The organism is Streptomyces sp. NPDC059247 (assembly GCF_042754005.1).
GTDB lineage: Bacteria > Actinomycetota > Actinomycetes > Streptomycetales > Streptomycetaceae > Streptomyces.
On sequence record NZ_JBHYZW010000024.1, the window covers coordinates 10,706 to 25,832 of the forward strand.

Consider the following 15,127-nt stretch of genomic DNA (forward strand, 5'->3'; position numbering starts at 1 on the left):
CTCGTTCCCGGCGTTCCCGCCGCGGTTCGTGTCACAGGGGGTGTGACGCCCTCACGCGTGGACCGGCGCGACCTCGGTCAGCCGGCGCATCCACCCGAAGCGGTCGACGGTCTCGCCCCGGTGGACGCCGTCGAGCAGCCCCTGGAACCGGGCCGTCACCGGACCGGTCTCCCCGGCGGCGAACCGGTGCTCCTCGCCCCGGTGGCCCAGCGACGTCACCGGCGCGATCCCCGCCCCGCCGCCGGTGGCGAAGCACTCGGTGACCGTGCCGTCCGCGATGCCCTTCAGCACCTCGGCCAGCTCCACCGGCCGCTCGACGACCCGGGTGCCCGCGTCCCGCGCCAGCTTGACGACGGAGTCGCGGGTCACCCCGGGCAGCACCGTGCGGTCCAGCGCCGGTGTGGTCAGGACCCCGTCGATCACGAAGAAGGCGTTGAGGCTCCCGATCTGCTGCACGAAACGGCCCTGCGGCCCGTCGAGCCACAGCACGTGGTCGTAGCCGTAGTTCGCCGCGACCTCGCCCGGCACCACCGACGCCGCGAGCGAACCGGCGTCGTTGACGTCGCCGGTGCCGCCGGGCCAGGCCCGGACGTAACCGTCGAGGGTCATCGCGCGGACCGGCCGCCCCGCCGCCGCCGGGTCGGCGACGGACGCCAGGACGTAGAACAGACAGGCGTCCGCCGGTCCCGGCGTGAGCCCCGTACCGTCGGCGGCGAGGACCGCGCGCAGCCGCAGCGCCCCGCCGGGACCCGCCGGGATCCACTCCCGGTCCAGCTCCACCAGGGCGCGGACCGCCGTCCACACCCGGTCGAAGTCGACCTGCGGCAGGGCCAGCCTGCGGGCGCCGTTGTTCAGCCGCTTGAGGTGGCTGTCCGGCCGGAACACGGCGATCGGGCCGTCCGCCGTACGGTACGCGGTGAACGTGTCCACCACCGTCTGACCGGCCAGGACCGCGCCCGCGGTGGGCCGCAGCGCCGGGATCGCGTCCCGGTCGGCCACGGTGAGCCCCTGCCAGGTGCGGCGCTTGCCCGTCCGCATGAAGAAGGCGTGATCGGTGAGGACCGGGGCGACGGGACCGTCCGCCTCCGGCCTCGGACGGGGGGTGGCGGTGGGTGTGACCACCAGTTCGTTGCTCATGCGTGGACACCTTCCTTGTCCTGGAGACCGACGCCCTCGACGTCGGCCTCGACCTCTGAGATGACCGAGGCGACGAGACGCTCGACCTGGTCGAGGGCTCCCTCGAAATGCAGCCGGGCGACCCGGTTGCGGAAGATGTCGCCCGGATCGAGCACCGTGCCCGGCTCCGCCTCCGGGACCAGCTCCCGGAACTCACCCGCCCCGGTGAACGGACCGGTACCGCTCAGCGTCCCCGCGTACGGCCCCGCCCGCCGGGTCGTCACGAACGCGAGGCCCGCGCTCACCGGCGACAGTGGACCGGGATCGTGCCGCAGCCCACGGGCCGCGTCCACCGCCGCCGCGCACAGGTCCACCCCGGGACCCGCGAGCACCAGCTCGGGAATGTTGTCTCCGGCGAGCCGCGCGCCGACCTCGATCAGCACCGGCCGCCCGGCGCGGTCGATCCGCGTCTCGATGTGGAAGGGCCCCACCGTCAGCTCGAACGCCTCCACCACCCGCCGGGCGAACTCCTCCAGGGCCACGCCGTACGGCGAGCGCTCCGGAGCGGTCGCGATGTGCCCCGTCTCGAAGAAGTCGGGCTCCGCCGACAGGAACTTCGTGGTGACGCTCGCCAGATGCGGCCCCGCCGCGTCCACCCAGCCGTCCAAGGAGAACTCCGGCCCCTCCACGTACTCCTCCACGAGCGCGGCCCGCCGGGGGTTCGGATGGAACCTCACCTCGCCCGGCCCGTGCACCACGGCGCACGCCGCCGCGTACTCCTCCTCGTCCCGGCAGAGGCTCACCATCAGGCTCCCGCCGCAGTCGACGGGCTTCACCACCACCGGGAACGGCAGCGGACACGGCCCCGGCACCCCCTGCTCCACCAGCACCGAACGGGGGAACGCCACCCCGCGCTCCGCGCACCAGCGGCGCATCACGTCCTTCTGCCGCACCGCCTCCGCCGCCTCCGCGCCCAGCGCCGGAAGCCCGAGCGCCCGCGCCAGGGCGGCGCTCTCCGGCACCACGTACTCGAAGCCCGCGACGACCCCGGTCGGCCGCTCCCCGCACTCCCCGACGATCCGCAGCAGCTCCGCCACGCCCCGCTCGGGACTCCAGTCGACGACGGTCGCGCCCGCCGCGACCTCCGGCGGCAGCAGCTCGGGGAACTGGGTGGGGATCAGACAGGGCGTCCCCGACGCCACCACCCGGGCGGCGAGCCGGACACCCGCCGACAGGGGCTGGACCACGATCAGCACGGCAGGACCTCCGACGAGACCCCGGCGACGAACCGCTCGTCGTCCCCGAGGAACGCCCAGTCGGGCGCGGGAACGGGCAGCGGACGGCCGGTGCGGGACATGAACAGGGTGCGGCGCGCCCGCAGTTCGGCGCCGCGCAGGGACTTCGCCCGGTACGAGGTGACACCGAGGTGCACGGCGTCGAGACCCCGGTCGAGAGCGAGCCGCAGCGGACCGTACACGGTCGCCTCGAAGTACTCCCCGGCCTCGCCGTGCCCGGCGGCGTAGTCGCAGCCGAAGACCCGCATGTGCAGGGTCCGGCCGTGGACGATGCCCAGGGCGAAGGCGGCGAGCCGGTCCCGCCCGTCCAGCACCTCGGTGACGACCACCTCCGCGCCGCCGACGCTCAGACAGCGCAGCAGATAGCGCACCGCGCCCTCCTCGCTCAGCTCCTCGCCGTGCCGGGCCTGCACCTGGACGACCAGCGGCGCGTACCGCTCCAGCTCCGCCGGGTCGGCGACCACGGTCCGCGACCGGTAGCCCCCCTTGGCGAGCCGTCTCAGATCGCGCCGCACCAGCGAACGCCGGGACGAGGGCAGCGCCGCCACGTGCGCGTCGAAGTCCGCGCCGCGCGGCAGGACCACGGCCGTCGGAGGACAGGGCGCGGCGACCGTCGCGAACCCGGGCAGCGAGGCCAGCTCCCGGGTCTCCGCCTCGGGCAGGTACCACCAGGAGACGTGCCCCGCGCCGTGCTCCTCGGCCCGGTCGAGCAGCCGCCCGCACAGGGAGCCGAGCAGCCCGGCGCGGTCCTCGCGGGACAGCGCGGGGCTCAGCAGCACCCGGTTGTCGTAGCCGGTCCGCGAACCGGCCAGCACCTGCACCTCGGGGGCGTGCCCGAGCAGGGTGGACTCGTTGTAGAGCGGGTTGCTGTCGCCGCCGGACGCCGTGTGGAAGGGCACCAGGGCGCTGGTCCGGCCGCTCGCCGCGTCCCGGCCCGCCAGATACGCCGTGACGAAACCCCGGTCGCCCTCCTGGGAGGCGGTCCAGCGCCGGGAGGTGTAGAAACCGGCCTCGTCCAGCCACGGCACACCGGTCCCCGAGGGGTCGAGGCGGTCCAGCTCGCCCACCGTGAAGGGCGTCAGGGAGTCGTCCATGCCTCGTCCTGCCTCTCGGTCGTGTACGTGCCCCGGGCCAGGACCCAGGTGGCGACGACGCTCAGCACCGCCACCAGGCTGGCCGCCACCGCCGCCGTCGTGAACAGCAGCAGGAGGGCGGCGGCGCCCGCGCCGAGCGGGATCGTCCCGAAGGCGAAGGTGCGGTACACCGCGTTCACCCGTCCCAGCATCCCCTCGGGCGACACCAGTTGACGCCGCGTCAGCGAATGCACGTTGTAGAACGCCATGGCGGCGCCGTACACCGTCATGCTCGCCAGGAAGGCCGCCGCACCCCAGGTGCCGAGGTCCAGCGCCCACAGCGCCGCGAGCAGCGCCGCCTGGGACACGAGCAGGGCCCACACCCACGACCGGGCGCCGTTCCCGCCGCCGTACCGCGCGCTGGCCCTGGCGCCGAGCACACTGCCGACCCCCGCCGCGCTGAACCCGATGCCCAGGAAGGTGACCGAATGCTCGGCCTCCTGCACCACGGCGATGAACAGCACGCTCAGGGCGACCTGTTCGGCCAGATTGAACAGGGAGCCCGCCGCCACCAGCCGACGCAGCGGATCGGACGCCGCGACGGCGGCGAACCCGGCGCGGATCGACGCGTTCTCCCGGGTCGCCCGGCTCCGCGAGGGCTGCCGACGGGCCCGCAGCGCCGCCCCGCCGAACAGGTACGACACGGAGTCCAGGGCCAGGGCCAGACCGGGGCCCAGCCCCGACACGACCAGACCGCCGACGGCCGGACCCGCCGTCTGCGAGACCGCGTTGACCGCCGCCAACTGCCCGTTGGCACGGGTCAGGTCCTCGGTGTCCACGGTGTCGGGGACGTACGCGAGGAGCGCGGTGTCGAAGAGCGCGGTGAACGCGCCGAGCAGCATCGCGGCGGCGAACAGCGTCGTGTAGTCCAGCCACGCCGCCGCGGAGAGCCCCACCACCAGGAGCAGCACCACCGCCCGCGCGAAGTGCGCGGCGTACAGCAGCGGCGCCCGGTCCCGCAGGTCCGCGAGCCGCCCCGCGAACGGGGTGACGAGCAGCACCGGGACGAACTGCGCCCCGCTGAGCAGCGCGATCTGCGACGGAGAGGCGTCCAGACCGGCGGCGGCGAGGACGGGCAGCGCCACCAGGGTCAGCTGCGAACCGGCCGAGGACACCGCCTCGCTGACCCGCAGCGCCCGGAACGCGACGGGCAGCCCCCGGCGGCCCGCCGACGGCGCCGGCTCCTTCGCCGTACCGGCCATCACACCGCCCCTTCCGAGGGGCCGCGCCTGCCCACATGGAGCGTGAACACCATCGGCACCGGCCCGAAGTTCTCCAGCACCCGCAGCCCCTCCGCCCGCGCGGAGGGGCCCGTGGTCACACAGGCGTCGAACTCACCGGCCGCGCAGAGGGCGGCGGCCCGCGAGTTGCTGCTCGCCAGGGACACCGCGCCCCGGCCCTCGACCAGGCAACTGGGCGCCGGGTGCGACACGATCGTGCGGATCCCGGTGCCGTCCGCCCGGCCCGCGAGGACCATGTCATGGGTGTCCAGGAGGAAGCTGTCGGCCATCTCCAGACGGTGCAGGTTCTGGAAGACCAGGTCGTGCAGCCGGGGGTAGACGGCGCACGCGAGGATGGCCTCGGTGCCGTCGAAGCCCATGACGTCGAGCCCGTCCTCCACCTCCGCGTGCAGCAGCACCTTCCCGTCGACGCCCCGCTCGGCGAACCAGTGGTGCGCGGCCTTCTCCAGATTGGTCCCGGTGGGGCCCAGGGTGTGGATCGTGGTCACCGCCGGAAGCGTCGCGCCACGGCCCGTCCCGCGTCCCGTGCTGTCGTTCATGCGTGTCGTCCCCCGCCTTCGATGGCCCTCGCTCCGGCGCCGCCGGTGACCGGCAGCAGCCAGCCGTGCGTGTCAGGTGTACGTGCGTGCTGGACGTCGAGGAGCGCGGTCCGCAGCCGCCGGGTCACCGGGCCCTCCGCGCCGTCGCCGACGAGCAGGTCCCCGCCGTCGAGGCCGAGCCTGCCGACCGCCACGACCACGCCCGCCGTCCCCGAGGCGAAGACCTCGGTGAGCCGCCCGGAGCGCAGCCCGTCCCGCACGCTGTCGATCGCCGTGGGCTCCTCCGCGGCCGGGAGCCCGAGGTCCCCGGCCAGGGCCAGCAGCGAGTCCCGGGTGATGCCCCGGACGATCGTGCCGTCGCACGGCGGGGTCGTCAGCCGGGGCCCGTCCCCGTCGTCCCGGACGAAGAAGACGTTCATGGTGCTGAGTTCCTCGACCCAGCGGCGCTCCAGACCGTCCAGCCACAGCGCCTCGTCGTACCCGGCGGCCTGCGCCGCCGTCCTGGTGAGGAGGCTGGCCGCGTAGTTCCCCGCGCACTTCGACTCGCCCGTCCCGCCGCGCACCGCGCGGACCGCGTCCGACGCCACGGTCACCGACAGCGGCCGGAAGCCGCTCCCGAAACAGGGGTCGGCGGGATAGGGAAGGACGACGCACCGACAGCTCCGCGAGGGCCGCAGCCCCATCTCGGCCTCGGTGGCGAGCAGCAGCGGACGCAGGTACAGGCTCTGCCCGTAGCCGCCCGGCACCCACCGTTCCTCCGCCGCGACCAGCTCCGCACACGCCCGTACGTACAGGTCCACCGGCATCTCGGGCATCGCGAGCCGCGCCGCCGAGAGCCCGAGGCGACGGCCGTGGTCCGCCGCCCGGAACAGGGAGACCGACCCGTCCGCGCCCCGGAAGGCCTTCATGCCCTCGAAGACGGCCTGCCCGTAGTGGAGTCCCAGCGTCGCCGGGTCCAGGGCCAGGTTCCCGTACGGCTCGATCCTCGGCTCGGACCAGCCGGTTCCGGCCTCCCACTCCACGACCGCGACCCGGCCGGTGGGGTGACGGCAGAAACCGGGATCACGGAGCACGCGGTCAGGGCCGGGCGGCGCTGTCTCAGACATGTACCTCGGAACCCCACAGTCCGATCGGTGCCAGCGGACCGCCGTAGCGGTCCGGCTTCGACTCGGGCCTGCGCAGCAGCGTCCCGTACAGGAAGTCGACGGCCCGCGTCCGGTAGGCCTCGTCGTCCTCGACGGTCTCGATCTCCTCGATCAGACGCACGAGTTCACGGACGCACTCCACGATCTCCGCCTTCGGCCCGAGGGCCCGCCGCCCGGAGCCGTCCACGGTGAACAGCCCGTGCGCCGCCAGCCAGGTGCCGAGCGCGAACCCGGTGCCGGAGTCGAAGTTGCGCAGCGGCTCGGGCTGCGCCGGATAGCGGAACAGCCGCTCCAGGAAGACGTATTCGAGGACGACCGGGCCGTACGGCACGTCCTCCTCGAAACAGGCGATGGCCGTCTTCATGTCGACCTTGAGCTCCTCCAGGAGGCCGGGCCGCCACTTCGTCTTCAGCGCCAGGTGCTGGTCGAGCGGCCGGGGGCCGGTGTGGTGGAAGTAGTCGTGCATGTACCCCCAGACGCACCTGGCCTGGTAGACGTCCTCGGGGTCGATGCAGGGGGAGACGAGCCCGGTCTCCCCGGCGAACGGCGACGGGCCGCACAGCCGCTCGGTGATCGCCAGCGTCTGGGCCCAGATGTCCACGTGCCGGTCGAAGAAGAACCAGGCGAAGTTCTGGTGCGTACAGCGGGTCGCCGACGGGATGTTCTCCGGGAAGAACACCACGCAGTTGCCCTCCCGCAGACCCCGCGAGGCCGAGAGCAGCCGGGTCGACTGGAAGACGGCCTTCGGGTGCGGATAGGTGTCCTGGAGGTACGGAGTGCAGTCCGGGTCCTGCCGGACCACCGAGAAGGCCTCGATGCGCACCTCGTGCCGGTCGCTGTTGGGCAGGATCACCGGCCCCACGTACGCGGCCGGTTCACCGTCCTCGGGCGCGGGCACCGAGTCCCGGGTGGCGTCGAAATCCGGGACGCCCTCGCACCCCGACTCGCCCCAGCGCGCCAAGTCGTCGAGCGTCGCCGATATCTGACGCTCCGGCATAAGTCCCGAGAGCCCGCGGACAGCCGTGCGCAACTCCTCAAGGACGACCCGTGGATCGCCGTCTCCTCCACCGCTCCTGACCTCGCGCAGACGGTCCACGACAGGGACGACCCGACGCTCGAAAACCAGGAGTTCGGCAATGCTTCGCGGACCCACTCCACCCCCCACGGCGACGCTCCCCAGTACGGAACCCGAGGGCTCCGCTCGTCCCACCGGCGTCGAACACCGCCGGTCGCCAGGGACGCTAACATCCCAACTCCGCTCCTAACAATGGCAGTCTGAAGATCGGGACGTCATCTGCTCGACCTGCGGCGATGCGCCGGGCGCGGCGACGCGCGCCGGAGCGCCGGAGGCCGCCCGGACGTCAGCCTCCCCTCGGTCGGCCGCGCCGGGGCACCCGGACACGACCCGCCCGGAGGACGCTCACGGAAAGCGGCCCGGGAGAGTGCGACCGGCCGCACCGGCCGGTCGCACGGAAACTCTGGAATTAATACAGGAATGACCTGAATTCTCTCGCCCGCTTGGGTGCAGGAAATTTGTTGCGCGTCAATCCGACTGATAGGGATTCACCACAACGGGCCGAAAGGGAAAGAGGCGCGCGGTGAACAGAACTCGCATGGTCGGTCGTATCGTTTCGGCGGAGGAGTGCGGGCCGGGCGAGATCCTCATTCCCCTCCGCTTTTCCCACGGCCCGCGCGAGCGCGTCACCTGCGCGGAGACCGGCCTGCTCGCCGGAAGCGCGGCACGGAACGGCTGGAAAGCGACGCCCCGCGAGATGCGCGCCCAGGCGTTCGCCGAGGATTCCCCCGGAAGCCCGGGACCGTCCGCCGACGCACCCGTCCGCAGCACCGGCTGGGCCGTCTCGTACGAACTCGGCACCGGGCTCCGGCTCGGATTCGCCGCGCTCGCCGACCCGGCGGACCACGCCGCCGTCGCCGCCGCCCGGCGAATCGTCGAGGAGTGGACGGCCGCCCTGCGCACCCGCCTGCTCGTCACCACCGAGACGGGTGCCCTGTGCACGGGTGCCCGGGGCCTCCTCGCCGCCGTCCAGCGGGCCGGGCGCCCGCCCGGCGGCCGTACCGTCGTCGCCGGATCCGAGGGCTGCGGTCTGACGGTGACCGACGAACTCCGCCACCTCGGCGCCCGGCGGACGGCGGACGCGGGCCCGGCCCGCCCGGGGGACCTGATGGTCGTGGGCCCCCTGCCGCCGTCCCCGGCGGACCGCGCCGCCGCACCCGGCGTCACCGTCGTGGACGCCGTCTGCGAACGCCACCGGGCCACCGCCGACGAACTCGCCCGCCTCACCCGCCAGGGCGAACACGTGGTCCTCGCCGCGCCCCTCCGGACGATCGCGGCGCAGCGGCTGAGGGAGGGCGCGGAAGAAGCGGAGGGCCCGGAGGGGGGAAGGGCGGGCGGCGAGGTCCGGCGGGGGGAGACCGGGTCGGCGGCGGACGGCCGGACCGACCCGGGCCGCGCGTCCGGCGGGGAGCGGGCCCGCCCCGGGGTCGTGCTCTCCGCGCCGGACCCTGCGGCCACCCCCGTGCCCGATCCGCGTCGGGTCGGGTTCGCCCTCGTCCCCGGTCAGGCCCTGCGGCCCGCCCTCGCCGTCGGGGAGACCCTCCGCGCCCGCTTCGGGCACGTCGTGCCCCAGGCCCCCCGCTCCTACTGCTACGAGGCCGACGACCGGCGCGACACCGTGCGCTGCGTCGCCGCGCTCGTGGACCTCCTGCTGGTCGCCGCCCGCCCCGACGACCCCGAGGCCGCCGAGGTCGCCTCCTGGGCACCGCCCGGCACCCCCGTCCGCACGGTGACGTCCGTCCACGACCTGGACCCCGGCTGGCTGCGCGCCGCCGGAGCCGTCGGCGTCGTCGAGACCGTCCACGCCCCGCGCCCGCTCGCCGAGCAACTGCTGTGCGCCTTGCGGGGACTGGGCCCGAGTGACACCGTGAGACGATCCGTCACGACCCGCCGCGCGGGCCCCTGAGCCCCCGCCCCGGGCCCGCCGGACACCGCCCCCGGAGCCCCCGGGCCCCCGCCCCGGGCTCGTCGGCGGACGCCCCCGGCGGGGGTCCTCCCTCCGCTTTCAGCATCCCGCCGTTCTCACCCCGATCCCGCCCGACGGCCCTGTCCCGGGCCCCGTCCCCGGCGCGACCGTGGTACCAGGCGTCCGCACGACCGGTGGACGCGGAGGACGACGGTGTCCACGGGGGAAGACATGGCGAGAACGGTCCACATGTTCCCGGGCCAGGGAGACTTCCCGGTACGGGAGTTCACGGCGGCGCTCGCACGGGACGAGGTGCTGCGCGCGGCGGCCGAGGCGACCTTCGCCGCCGTCGACCGGGACCACACCCGGCGGGGTGTGCCCGCACTGCGGCCCTGGCTGCTGGGCCGGACCCCGCCGGACGCCCGGGAGTTGGCCGAAGCGCCCGTGGGCACCGGACAACTCGCCCTGTTCGGCGCCTCGATGAGCGTCCACACCGCACTCGTCCACCGGTACGGCCGCCCGGACGCGGTGCTCGGCGTGAGCTTCGGGGAGATCGCGGCCCTCACCGCCGCCGGAGCCCTCACCGTCCGCGAGGGGGCCGGGCTCGCCCATGTGCTCGCCCGCGTCCTGGCCACCGCCCCGGGCGGGCTGACCCTGCTGGTCTGCGACGAGGCCACCGCCGCCGTGCTCATCGCCCCGGTGGACACCGGCGCCCTCGCCGTGGCGTGCGTCAACCACCCCGAGGAGACCGTCGTCGCGGGGCCGCTGCGGGAACTGGCCCGGCTGGAGGCGCGGGCGACCGCCGCCGGGATCGGAGCCGTACGGCTCAGGCTGCCGTTCAGCGCCCACCACCCGGCACTCACCGCACAGGCGGACCGGTTCCACGCGGCCGTCCGCGCCCGGTTGCCGCGTCGGCCCCTGCTCCCTGTCCTCTCGGCGGTCGCGGGCCGCGCGTACCGCCCCGGCGAGGACCTGCCCCGCCGCCTCGCGGACTGCCTGGTCCGCCCCGCGCACCTCCCCGCCGTACTGCGGCTCGCCCGCGCCACGGGCCACGACACCTTCCGCGAGGCGGGCCCCGGCACGACCCTGACCCGCGCGGCCCGCCGCGTCCTGCCGGAAGACCTCACGGTGTCCGGGGGCCTCGGGGAGGCCCCGGAGCCCGAGCCGGGGACGGCCCCCGGCCCCGGTCCCGGCTCGGGCCTTGGTCCCGGTCCCGGCTCGGGCCTCGGCTCCGGTGCCGGTCCCGGCTCGGGCTCCGGCCCCGGCGGTTCCTCGGGTGAGGGGGTCTTCGCCCTCGGCCTCCCGGGAGACGGCCCGGTCGACGGTCCCGCCCCCGGCGGGCCCTCCGGCATCCGGCCGCCACCGCCGCTCGTCCGGCCGGTCCGCGCCGCCACGCCCCTCCCTCTCCTCCCGGAGTGACCATGACCCTCACGCCCCTGCCCCCGTGCACCGCCCGGTCCGGCGCCCGACTGCTCCTGCACGGCGACTGCCCGCCCGGCTTCCTCCGTACCGTCCATGAGGCCCTGGCCCGGCACCCGTACCGGATCGCCGTCCGGCCCGAGGAACGCGACCCGTACCTCGGTGACCGGCTCCGCTCCCTCCTGCGGGCGCTGCCGCCCGCCCGTACGCTCCTCACCTCCGCCGACGCCCTCGCCGCCGCCCTCGCCTGGACGGCCGTCGCCGACCCGCGCCTCGCCATGAACCTCGTCACCCACACCGTGCTCTGCTCCGGCTCCCTCGTCCGGCTCGCCCCCGGGACGACCGGCACGCCCGAAGTCCGCGAGGCGCTCGACGCGTTGGACCGGGGAGACGCCAGGGGCAGCTACCTGATCACCGAGACCGGACGGGCCAACAGTCATCTGGGGGCGATGACCCGCGCCGTCCACGACCCGGAACGCGGACAGTTCGTCCTGGACACGCCCGATCCCGCCGCCGCCAAGTTCGCCGGGGTCCCGGACGCCCCGGAGCGCCGCCTCGCCGTGGTCCTCGCCCGCGTCGAGGCGGGCGGCCGGGAGGGCGGGGTCTTCCCGTTCCTGGTGGAACTCGCCGACGCCGACGGCCCCCGCCCGGGGGTGGAGTGGTCGGCGCCGGTCGAGGTCGGCGCCCTGCCCCTCACCCTGCGCAAGGTCTCCCTCCACGGGGTGCGCGTCCCGGTCGGCCACTGGCTCCGCGACACCGCCTCCCTGGACACCGACGGGACCCCGGCCGACCCCCTCGGCTCCCCGGACGCCCGCCTCCAGCGCTCCCTGCACGTGGGGCGCGACCTGTGGGGCACCCTGCCGTCCGCCGCCGCCGCGCTCGCCCGCCAGTCCACGGTGCTCGCCCTGCGACACTCCCGCCGCAGGGCCACCCTCGCCAGGCCCGCCTCCGGCGCGCCGCTGTTCTCCCACCGAAGCCAACAGCGCGCCCTGCTCGGCGCGTTGGCGGACTCGTACGCCCTCGGCTGCGCGGCGGCCCGCGCCCGGGAACTGCTCCAGGAGCTGCTCGACGCCCCCGGGGGACCGACGGGCCGCGCCACCGACGCCATGGGGTTCGCCCCGTGGACGGCCGTCAGCCGGGACCTGTCCGCCTACAAGGCGCACTCCGTGCGCGAGGCGGAACGCGTCGTCGCCGGGTGCCAGCGGCGCTGCGGCCACCACGGGCTCGTCGACGCCAACAGGCTGGCCGGGTACCGGGGTTTCCTGCACGCCTTCGACCCGGCGGGCGGCGACAGCCAGCTCATCCTGTACGACCTCGGCCGCACCCTCGCCACCGAGCCGCAGGAGCCGTACGAGCACCATGGGCCGTACGTGCCCGAGCCGTACGAGCACCACGGGCCTTACGTGCCCGAGCCGTACCGGTCGTACGAGCCGGGGGCCGCCCGCCGGGCACCCGCGCCGCGCCCCACGGACCCGACCGACCCCTCCTGGTGGCCGACGGTCCTGCGGGCCCACGAGACCGCCCTCGCGGACGGGCTGCGCGGCGCCCTGCGCACCCGCCGCCATCTCGACGACTTCGAGAGGTGGAACCCGCTGCTCGACCTCGCGGGCGAACTGGGCGAGACGCACGCGGCCCGGCTCGCCGCCGAGGACGTCGTACGGGCCGGGAACCGCTTCCTCACCGACGTCGGCCCCCCGCTCCGTGACGCCCTCGAAGACCTCGGCACCCTCGCGGCCCTGCGCGCGGCCCGCCGCAGGGCCGGGGAGCTCCTCACCCACGGGACCCTCGCCCCGGCCGCCCTCGTACCGGTCGCGGCGGAGACCGACCGGCTCTGCGACCGGCTGCTGCCCCATCTCCCGCTCCTGGAAGGGCTGTTCTCCTTCCCCGACGACATCGTGTGCTCCGGCCTCGGCGTCCGTCCGCCCGCCGCGCACCCCACCGGAGCCTTTCTCCCCGAGGACCCCTCATGAACATCCCCGCACCGCCGCCGGGACCCGCCATCGGCGTCCTCGGCACCGGCAGCCACCTGCCCCCGACCGTCCGCACCAACGACCAGGTCGCCGCCGCCACCGGGGTCTCCGCGGCCTGGATCAGGGACCGCACCGGCGTCCGCGAGCGGCACGTCGCCGCCCCCGACGAAGCCTCGTCGGACCTGGCCGCCGTCGCGGTCCGGCGCGCCCTCGCGTCGGCCGGGATCGACGCGGGACAGCTCGGCCTCCTCGTCTGCGCCACCTCCACCCCCGACGAACTCGGCCCGTCGACCGGCTGCCGCGTCCAGGGCCTCGTCGGCGCCTCGGCGGCCGTGGCGCTGGACGTCTCGGCCGCCTGCTCCGGCTGGCTGTTCGCGGCGAAGGTCGCGCACGACTGGCTGCGGCAGGAGAGCCCGCCCGGATACGCGGCCGTGGTCGGCGTGGAGACGTACTCGAAGTTCCTCGACCCCGCCGACCGGGGCACCTCCGTCCTCTTCGCGGACGGCGCCGCCGCCGCCGTCCTCGGCCCCGTCCCGCCGCCCGGCGGATTCTCCGACTTCCGGCTCGGCAGCGACGGCACTCTCGCGGACCTGGTCCTCATCCCGGCAGGCGGGAGCAGGCGGCCCGCCGACGTCCGGAGCCTCGCCGACGGCGGGCACCGCATCCACATGGACGGCCGGGAGATCAGCCGCTTCATCCGCGCGACCTTCCCCCGCCTCGTCCACGAGGCCCTCGACCGCAACGGGCTCCGGCTCGGCGACCTCGACCGGATCATCGCCCACCAGCCCAACCCGGTCCTCCTGCGCGGGCTCGGCGAGGAACTGGGCCTCGGCCCCGACCGGCTGGTCGTCGTCGGCGACGAGGCGGGCAACATCGGCGCCGCGAGCGCCCCCTACGCCCTGGCCGCCGCCGACGCGCGCGGTCTCCTCGCCCCCGGCGACCTCGCCCTCGTCACCGTCTTCGGCGCGGGCATGACCTGGGGCAGCGCGCTCCTGCGCTGGAGCCGCCCCGCCGCCACCCCCACCCTCCCGACGAAGGACAGGACCACCCCGTGAACACGACGCCGACCACGCCCACCGCCCCGTCCCTCCCCGCCACCTCCCCGACCGCGCCGGGCGAGGACCCCGGCGGCCCGTCCGCCGCTCCCGCCGTCCCCGCCATCCTCGCCGTCCCCGCCGCCCCGGCCGGTTCGTCCACCGTCCCCGTCGTACCCTCCGGTTCGTCCACCGGTCCCACCAGCCCCACCGGTCCCACCGGTCCCACCAGCCCCACCGGTCCTACTGGCCCCGCCGCTCCCGTCGACGCGCCCGCCGTCCTCGCCGCTCCGCCCGGCGACACCATCGGTTCGCCGACCGTCTCCGTCGCCCCTTCCCTCGCCTCCGCCGCGGCCCCCGCCGAACCCACCGCTCCGGCCACCGTCTCCCTCGCGCCCGGACTCCTCGGGGCCTTCCGGCTCGACGGTGCCCGTGCCCTCGTCACCGGCGCCTCCCGGGGCATCGGCCGCGCGTGTGCCGTGGCGCTGGCCGACGCGGGCTGCGACGTCGCCCTCGCCGCCCGGAGCACCGAGGCGCTGGCGGCGACGGCCGCCGCCGTCGAGGCCCGCGGGCGCAAGGCCGTCCTCCTCGCCGGAGACCTCGGCGTGCCCGGCACCGCCCGCGCCCTCGTCGACGCTGCCGCCGCCGCGCTCGGCGGGCTCGACGTCGTCGTCCACAACGCGGGCGTCCTGCCGACCGCCGACGACGGCGTGACCCCGGTCGTCGCCCCCTTCACCGAGAGCGACCGGCACGGCTGGGAACAGGTCATCGGCGTCAACCTCCACGCCACCGCCGAACTGTGCCGGGCCGCCCACCCCGTGCTCGCCGAGTCCCCGCGCGCCTCCCTCGTCCTGATGTCCTCGGTCGCCGGAGTCATCGCGGCCCCCCTCCTGGAGGCCTACGCCGCCTCCAAGGCCGCGCAGGTGTCCCTCGCCCGCACCCTCGCCGCCGCCTGGGCCCGTACCGGCATCCGCGTCAACGCCCTGTGCCCCGGCTGGACCCGCACCGACATGACCTCCTTCGCCCACACCAGCGGCCCGCTCAGCGACTGGCTCCTCGCCCATGTGCCGCTCGGCCGCTGGGCCCACCCGGACGAAGTGGCCGCCGCCACCCTCTTCCTCGCCTCGCCCGCCTCCTCGTACCTCACCGGTCACGCCCTCGTCCTGGACGGCGGACTCTCCCTGGCCGACGGGGGCCTCGCGGGCATCCCGAAGCCCCCGTCCCCCTTCGCCGCGCCGTGACCCCGCCCCCGGC

The 15,127-nt window shown here is 75.5% G+C and carries 11 protein-coding genes and 1 pseudogene; 5 read left to right on the top strand and 7 right to left on the bottom strand.

Annotated features, from left to right (window positions below):
* Nucleotides 1–51: 51 nt before the first annotated feature.
* From ACFXGN_RS28685 to ACFXGN_RS28715, 7 genes are read right to left on the bottom strand one after another with little or no spacing between them, the layout of a single operon-like run.
* Nucleotides 52–1,137 (bottom strand): aminotransferase class IV, encoded by a 1,086-nt coding sequence (locus ACFXGN_RS28685; protein ID WP_384864698.1) that lies wholly within the window; start codon nt 1,135–1,137, stop codon nt 52–54.
* Nucleotides 1,134–2,372: an acetyl-CoA carboxylase biotin carboxylase subunit family protein gene (locus ACFXGN_RS28690; RefSeq protein ID WP_384864699.1), complete on the bottom strand. Its 1,239-nt coding sequence runs from the start codon at nt 2,370–2,372 to the stop codon at nt 1,134–1,136. The genes ACFXGN_RS28685 and ACFXGN_RS28690 overlap by 4 nt, the downstream gene beginning before the upstream one ends.
* Nucleotides 2,366–3,505: a GNAT family N-acetyltransferase gene (locus ACFXGN_RS28695; RefSeq protein WP_384864701.1), complete on the bottom strand. Its 1,140-nt coding sequence runs from the start codon at nt 3,503–3,505 to the stop codon at nt 2,366–2,368. Before ACFXGN_RS28695 ends, ACFXGN_RS28690 begins: the two co-directional genes overlap by 7 nt.
* Nucleotides 3,490–4,746: an MFS transporter gene (locus ACFXGN_RS28700; protein ID WP_384864703.1), complete on the bottom strand. Its 1,257-nt coding sequence runs from the start codon at nt 4,744–4,746 to the stop codon at nt 3,490–3,492. Before ACFXGN_RS28700 ends, ACFXGN_RS28695 begins: the two co-directional genes overlap by 16 nt.
* Nucleotides 4,746–5,324: a bacilysin biosynthesis protein BacA gene (locus ACFXGN_RS28705; RefSeq protein ID WP_384864705.1), complete on the bottom strand. Its 579-nt coding sequence runs from the start codon at nt 5,322–5,324 to the stop codon at nt 4,746–4,748. Before ACFXGN_RS28705 ends, ACFXGN_RS28700 begins: the two co-directional genes overlap by 1 nt.
* A complete protein-coding gene (locus ACFXGN_RS28710; protein WP_384864707.1) occupies nt 5,321–6,430 on the bottom strand; it encodes a branched-chain amino acid aminotransferase in 1,110 nt (369 codons plus the stop codon). The genes ACFXGN_RS28705 and ACFXGN_RS28710 overlap by 4 nt, the downstream gene beginning before the upstream one ends.
* The gene (locus tag ACFXGN_RS28715; RefSeq protein WP_384864709.1) at nt 6,423–7,679 is read right to left on the bottom strand and encodes a DUF6421 family protein; all 1,257 of its coding nucleotides are present in this window, start codon (nt 7,677–7,679) and stop codon (nt 6,423–6,425) included. The genes ACFXGN_RS28710 and ACFXGN_RS28715 overlap by 8 nt, the downstream gene beginning before the upstream one ends.
* A gap of 388 nt (nt 7,680–8,067) precedes the next feature.
* Between ACFXGN_RS28715 and ACFXGN_RS28720 the strand changes: the two genes are divergently transcribed.
* The 5 genes and pseudogenes from ACFXGN_RS28720 to ACFXGN_RS28740 all read left to right on the top strand — a co-directional run.
* Nucleotides 8,068–9,450: a hypothetical protein gene (locus ACFXGN_RS28720; RefSeq protein ID WP_384864711.1), complete on the top strand. Its 1,383-nt coding sequence runs from the start codon at nt 8,068–8,070 to the stop codon at nt 9,448–9,450.
* 231 nt (nt 9,451–9,681) lie between these two features.
* Nucleotides 9,682–10,869 (top strand): acyltransferase domain-containing protein, encoded by a 1,188-nt coding sequence (locus ACFXGN_RS28725; protein ID WP_384864713.1) that lies wholly within the window; start codon nt 9,682–9,684, stop codon nt 10,867–10,869.
* Between the two features lie 2 nt (nt 10,870–10,871).
* Nucleotides 10,872–12,839: an acyl-CoA dehydrogenase gene (locus ACFXGN_RS28730; protein ID WP_384864714.1), complete on the top strand. Its 1,968-nt coding sequence runs from the start codon at nt 10,872–10,874 to the stop codon at nt 12,837–12,839.
* On the top strand, nt 12,836–13,894 hold the full coding sequence (locus tag ACFXGN_RS28735) for a 3-oxoacyl-ACP synthase III family protein (RefSeq protein WP_384864716.1): 1,059 nt from the start codon (nt 12,836–12,838) through the stop codon (nt 13,892–13,894). The genes ACFXGN_RS28730 and ACFXGN_RS28735 overlap by 4 nt, the downstream gene beginning before the upstream one ends.
* A 383-nt stretch (nt 13,895–14,277) precedes the next feature.
* Nucleotides 14,278–15,114: pseudogene (locus tag ACFXGN_RS28740) on the top strand (SDR family NAD(P)-dependent oxidoreductase); the annotation flags it as partial.
* Nucleotides 15,115–15,127 lie beyond the last annotated feature (13 nt).